Origin of the sequence: uncultured Bacteroides sp., from assembly GCF_958445495.1 — a bacterium.
Lineage (GTDB): Bacteria > Bacteroidota > Bacteroidia > Bacteroidales > Bacteroidaceae > Bacteroides.
This window is the reverse complement of the sequence record NZ_CAUCSQ010000004.1, coordinates 130823-136989: the sequence shown is the minus strand read 5'-3', so window position 1 is coordinate 136989 and position 6167 is coordinate 130823. Positions and strand designations below refer to the sequence as shown.

Below are 6167 nucleotides of genomic sequence, written 5' to 3'. Positions count from 1 at the left end.
TTTGCAATTTTATGATATTTCTTGAATGTATAGGTTCGAGAGCCTGTCTCTCCGCACAGAAGGGTAGTCTAAAGCTGCTTTTCTCCTTGTAAAAGGAAGATTTTCTTATATTGAAACCGTAAGGAGAGGTGCTCGAGTGGTTGAAGAGGCACGCCTGGAAAGCGTGTATACCCCTAAAGGGTATCACGAGTTCGAATCTCGTTCTCTCCGCAATTTATTCCAATTCTTTAATGTCTTTTATTTTTCCGGTTGTGTAGTGATTCGTTTATTCTTATCGGTCATCACTGCCGGAATTAGTCTGTAAACTTTTCCGTTGTGACTTCTTCTTCATGCTGTTAGGGGGGCGGATTGTCCGTTTTAGCTAGGTTCAGTTGTAATTGTAGGGGATTTACTCCGGCTTCATCTCGTTCCGGTTTATATTCTTGAGGAATGTTGTTAAAACAGTAGTTCCTTCTTTTGTGAAAGGATTTAGGTAAATTATTCCCTCTCTTCGTATTTAATAAATAAATTGTAAACATAAAAATGAATTTTGAAACATGAAACGGATTTTATTAGGCTTATGGTTTCTGTGTTTCCTGAATCATGCGTCCGGACAAGAGAAAGGATGGGAGATTCCTTTACCGGAGCAGATGCCTCAGGAACATCCGAGAGTATTGACTACCCCGGAAGGAAAACGAGAGGTATGGGATTTGATTAAAAAGGAAGAATGGGCCGAAGATATCTTCAATAAACTAAGAGAACGGACGGAAGTATATACGAACCTGACGGATACCCAACCGGCGTGGCTGTTGTCCCGCCTGGCGATGTATTGGAAATCCCATGCGACGGAAGTGTATGTGAAAGGTGAGATTTTTGACCATGCGGGAGGTGAGAAAGCGCCCTATCCGACTGTACGTTATACGGGTACACGGGGAACGGCGGCCACCCACGGGCGTCCCAAGCTGGAGGATGTCATACCCTATGACGATGATAACGGTAATGTCACTTTCTGTAACAATGCGCTTCCCGGCCGTCCTATGGAAAGTGTGCATCCGTCGAAGACCGGACGTAATATCGAAAGCCTGAATTGTGAGATTTTGGGAATAGCCCGTGATGCGGCCTTCCTTTATTGGATGACAGACGAAGAGAAGTTCGCGAAGCTGGCTGCCGGTGTTTTCGATACTTATATGACCGGAATCTATTACAGAAATGTGCCTGTCGATTTGAATCACGGTCATCAGCAGACATTGGTCGGTCTGACCTCTTTTGAAGTAATCCATGAAGACGCCCTGCATATAGCTGTTCCTTTGTACGATTTCCTGTATGGTTATTTAAAGGCCAATTATCCGGAAAAGATGGATATTTATGCCGGAGCGTTCAAAAAGTGGGCGGATAATATAATAGCTAACGGAGTGCCCCATAATAATTGGGATTTATTGCAGGCGCGCTTCATAATGAATGTAGGGTTGGTGTTGGAAGACAATAAAAACTATGCGGACGGGAAAGGGCGTGAATATTACATTGATTACGTATTGAACCGTTCCAGTATCCGCCAATGGAGTCTGACTCATCTTGCCGGATACGGTTTTGACTCGCAGACCGGTATATGGGCGGAATGCCCCGGATATAGCAGTGTCGTGATTAATGATTACGCCAATTTTGCCAATCAGTTCGACAACAATCTGAAATATGACCTGGTAAAAGCTATGCCGGTACTGTCGAAAGCGGTAGCAGCCACTCCCCAGTATTTATTTCCCAACCGGATGATTTGCGGTTTCGGAGATACACATCCGGGATATCTGAATACGAATTTTTTCATTCGCATGATTCAGAATGCCCAGGCAAACGGAAAGAAAGAACAGGAAAGTTATTTCACGGCTTTGCTGAAATGCCTGGACCCTGAGATAGACGGCGAAAAGGGAAAAAAGAAAAAGGTGCGTGTGGCTGTCAACTCCTTCTTTGAAGACAAACCGTTAAATCTGAATCCGGACATCAAACCGGGAAAGATAGAAGACTACGTTTCTCCTTTGTTTTACGCTTCCAATGTGTCGTGGCTGGTACAGCGGAATGGAATGCATCCGCAGAACAGCCTGATGATTTCTCAAAACGCCAGTGAAGGCAACCACATGCATGCCAACGGCATTTCGATGGAGCTTTATGGGAAAGGATACGTCTTGGGGCCGGATGCAGGTATCGGGCTTTATTTGTACAGCGGGTTGGATTATGCGGAATATTATTCGCAGTTCCCTGCTCACAATACAGTCTGCGTAGATGGGATATCCAGTTATCCGGTGATGAAAAGCAACCATTCTTTTGACCTGCGTTCCTGTTTCCCGGTTTCATCGGAACCCGGAAAAGAATTTACTTCCGTCACATACAGCGATGTTTACTTCCGCGAACCGGAAAGCAGAGCAGACCAGACCCGGTTGATGAGTATTGTTACTACCGGTCCTCAGACCGGTTATTATGTAGACGTGTTCCGTAGCCGGAAAGAACGGGGAGGAGACAAGATGCATGATTATTTCTATCATAACCTCGGACAAACCATGACATTGACAGCGGCCGACGGTACGGATTTGAACTTGCAACCGACGGAAGAACTCGCTTTCGCCGGAGCACACCTCTACGCCTATTCCTATTTATATAACAAGAAATCGGCTGTTACGGACGAAGATGTAAAAGTCACCTTTACCATTGACATGAAAGACAAAGGAGGAGACGATATATCCATGAACCTTTGGATGAAAGGAGAACCGGAACGTGAAGTCTTCACCGCACTGGCCCCGATGACAGAAGGATTGAGCCGTACTCCCGGTATGCCGTATCCAATCAAGGAACAGCCGACGCTGACATTTGTCGCCCGCCAGCATGGAGAAGCGTGGAATCGTCCTTTTGTAGCCGTTTATGAACCCAGTACGCAAAAAGAACCGTTGTCTATCCGTTCGGTCTCTTTTTTCGATGCGGAAGACAATACCTTGAAAGACTTTGCCGGGATTCGCGTGGAAAGCAAGAACGGGCGTACAGACCATATATTCTCCTTGTCGGACGCGACACGGTCCGCTGTTTATCAGAAAATGGAGGTAAAAGCCTCTTACGCCGTTATCAGTAACGCATATAAGGGAAACCGGACCCTGTTTATGGGAAACGGTACCCGGTTGACGGCGCCGGGAGTGATCATCCGTACTTCCGTACCGGCGAGCGTGTTGCTCGAGCAGAGGCAGGGAAAGTGGCATATACTCTCTTCGGCCCCGTGTACGGTAGTGATAGACGGCAAAAAGCGGCAGTGCGAAGCGGCGCCGGAGTCGAGATTATTGCCGGATTAGTCCTTCTCCGCCCCGGTCCGGAGCATTTCTAGAAAAGCATGCAAACGGCAACGGTGGAAGGAAATATGACAATAAAAAACAAAAAAACGTATTCAAACGTTTTTAAATGCCATATTTTTCCTAATTTTGCGGCTTCTTGTCGGAGTTTCAGATAAACCGGCAAGAAGTTTTTTTGTGGGTAAATAATTAGTGGGAAATAATATTTAGTGGGAAATAAATTATGGTGTATGTGATGAGAGATGGTCGCAGGATACTGACTGCGTTATCATTTCTGTTATTGTGTTGCGGTGCACATGTGCATGCGCAACGGGTGGCCGTAAAAACAAACACGTTGGGGTGGCTGACCGCTACTCCTAATCTGGAGGCCGAATTTGTTTTGGGGCGTCACATCTCATTAAACATGGGACTGGCAGCGAACCCGATTAGTACAAACAACTTAAAGACTACTTTCACGCATTTCCAGCCGGAAGTACGTTATTGGTTGAACCGTCCGATGGTGAGCCACTTTCTGGGAGTCACCGCTTTCATGAACAATTTCGATATGATGGTTAAAGATGTGCATCACAAAGGAGATGCGTATGCAGCCGGTCTGACCTATGGTTACGCATGGGTGCTGGGCGAGCATTGGAATATTGAAGCGACCGCCGGTGTCGGCGTGATGCGTTACCGTCAGTTCAAGTATGATAAAGGAACACCGAGACCGGGTGAGCCCAATAATGATAAAACCATTGTGGCGCCTGTCAAGTTAGGGGTGTCTTTCGTATATATTATCCGGTAAGTGGAACGATTATAATTAAGCCAGAAAGGGAATGAAAACCAATTTGAAATGTAAGAGATTAGTCGGAATACTTCTTGTGATAATGATTGTATCCTGTATGGATGTATTTGCCCAGCGTATCCGCGTGCAGGGGCATATAACGAATCCGCAGGGGAAAAGTGTTCCGAATGTGAATGTATTGAATCCCGTCAATGACGAACGTATAGAGATGTCCGACGAAGACGGCCGTTATAGCGTATTGGTGGAAAAGAACGGTTCGTTGAAATTTACATGTATCGGTTATGAAGACAAAACGGTGAAAGTAGCCGGTAAGCAGATTCTTGACGTAGTGTTGAAAGATGCGGTGATAGAGCTGGACGAAGTTACGATTACCACCAAGGTGAAAAACAAAGTGATTCCGGAACCGACGGATATTGAAATCAAAGGTAATTATTTTCATTTGAAAACCCGTGTTCCCGTACCTAAGGAAATGTTTAACTCTCACCGCCGCTTGGTGTTACAGCCCTCCATATACGATGTGACGAGAGGAGAGCGCCTGTTGATGCGCCCTGTCGTATTTGACGGAAGCACATACAATACGACCCAGCGCCGGATGTATGATTCCGATATAGAGAAAGACCCCTTGCATGAATACATCCGGGTAAAAACCACTTCGTCCCGTAAGGGAGACGTCATAGCCTACCACGATTCCATTTATATAGAATATCTGCAGGATGACTACCGGGCGGACGTGCATCTGGCTATGGAAAACTATCGGAATATCATCTACCGTGACTCTTTTTCCATAGCGCGGGGTACTATCAATCCGTTGCGTTTCCTTGAGTATAAATTTTCCGCATTCAACCTGACGGACAAGAAATACCTACCGAAACCGGTGATGCAGTTGCGGGATACGAAAGGAGAAGTGAATCTGACATTCCTTGTAGGCAAGGCCGACCTGGACGACAAAAATCCGCAGAACCAGGTAGAGCTGAGCCGCCTGAATAAAGAGTTGCATGCCATAGAGACGAATCCGGACGCTTCGCTGAAGAGCTTTCACATTACAGGCGTCGCCTCACCGGACGGCTCGTACGAATCGAATTTGCGGCTTGCCAAACTACGTACGGACAAAGCGCTGGAACGCATTCTGTCCCAACTGGACTCGGAGACACGCAAAATTCTGGAAGTGAAGTCGGACGCATCCGTCGCCTCATGGAAAGAAGTAGTGGAGTTGTTGAAAAAAGACTCCAGGCAGGACATGGCTAAAGAAGTGGAAGATTTAATCAGGCAATATGAAAAAATCCCTTATCGGCTACATCAAGTATTGAAGTCCAAACCCTTCTATAAAGAGATTGCCGCCACCTATCTGCCCAAGTTGAGAAAAGTGCAGTACACATACGGCTATTCCGTTTTCCGTTCTCTGACCGACGAAGAAATCAGGCAACTCTATCGGAAGAATCCGAAAGAACTGACCCGGTTTGAATATTACCGGATGATTGCGATAACCAAAAATCCGGGAGAAAGGGAGAAATATTGCAGGGAAGCCCTTGAGTTGTATGAGAATTTCACGTATGCCGCCAATGAACTGGCTGTGGCAACCATTCAGAAAGACGCACCCGATTCGAAAATCCTGGAGCCTTTTATCAGCAAGTCGGCTCCCGTAGAGCTGCTGTCCAACCAAGCCATCGCCTTGCTTCACGAAGGCAAATATACGAAAGCGGATTCCATACTGGCTTTGGTTCCGGAAGAGGCCGTATCCGACGACTTGCAGGCTATTGTCCAGGCATTGGCGGGATATTATGACGATGCTTTTGAGAAAGTGGCTGCTACCGGTCCCTTGAATGAAGTCGTAATGCTGCTCGCGATGAAAAGAAATCAGGAAGCTTGGGATAAAATTTCAGCGATGAATGTAAAAACGGCACGTGAATATTATGTAAAAGCGATAGCGGCCAACCGTCTTGAGAAAGTCGGTGAGGCGATTATGAGTATTGAGAAAGCTTTGGAACTTGACCCGACCCTGTTGGAGACAGCGAGGGTAGACGGTGACATTATCGACCTGTTGCCGGAAGAGCAGAAAATAAAGAATGACAATACAACGAAAAAGTAAA

General features: G+C 46.3%; 3 protein-coding genes and 1 tRNA gene. All 4 read left to right on the top strand.

What is annotated here, in order from left to right:
- The first annotated feature begins 122 nt into the window (after positions 1–122).
- The 4 genes from Q5076_RS02905 (at position 123) to Q5076_RS02890 (ending at position 6166) form a co-directional block, all read left to right on the top strand.
- Positions 123–210 (top strand) — tRNA-Ser (locus tag Q5076_RS02905).
- A 326-nt stretch (positions 211–536) separates the two neighbouring features.
- A complete protein-coding gene (locus Q5076_RS02900) occupies positions 537–3302 on the top strand; it encodes a heparinase II/III family protein (protein ID WP_303010723.1) in 2766 nt (921 codons plus the stop codon).
- Positions 3303–3534: 232 nt separating this feature from the next.
- Positions 3535–4080: a DUF3575 domain-containing protein gene (locus tag Q5076_RS02895; RefSeq protein ID WP_303010732.1), complete on the top strand. Its 546-nt coding sequence runs from the start codon at positions 3535–3537 to the stop codon at positions 4078–4080.
- Positions 4081–4111: 31 nt separating this feature from the next.
- Positions 4112–6166, top strand: coding sequence for a tetratricopeptide repeat protein (locus Q5076_RS02890; RefSeq protein WP_303010722.1), 2055 nt, complete (start codon positions 4112–4114; stop codon positions 6164–6166).
- The last annotated feature ends 1 nt before the right edge of the window (position 6167 follow it).

Excerpts from the sequence above, each read along its gene's own strand:
- Q5076_RS02890 (WP_303010722.1), top strand. The coding sequence starts at position 4,112 with ATGAAAACCAATTTGAAATGTAAGAGATTAGTCGGAATACTTCTTGTG.
- Q5076_RS02895 (WP_303010732.1), top strand. The coding sequence starts at position 3,535 with ATGAGAGATGGTCGCAGGATACTGACTGCGTTATCATTTCTGTTATTG.
- Q5076_RS02900 (WP_303010723.1), top strand. The coding sequence starts at position 537 with ATGAAACGGATTTTATTAGGCTTATGGTTTCTGTGTTTCCTGAATCAT.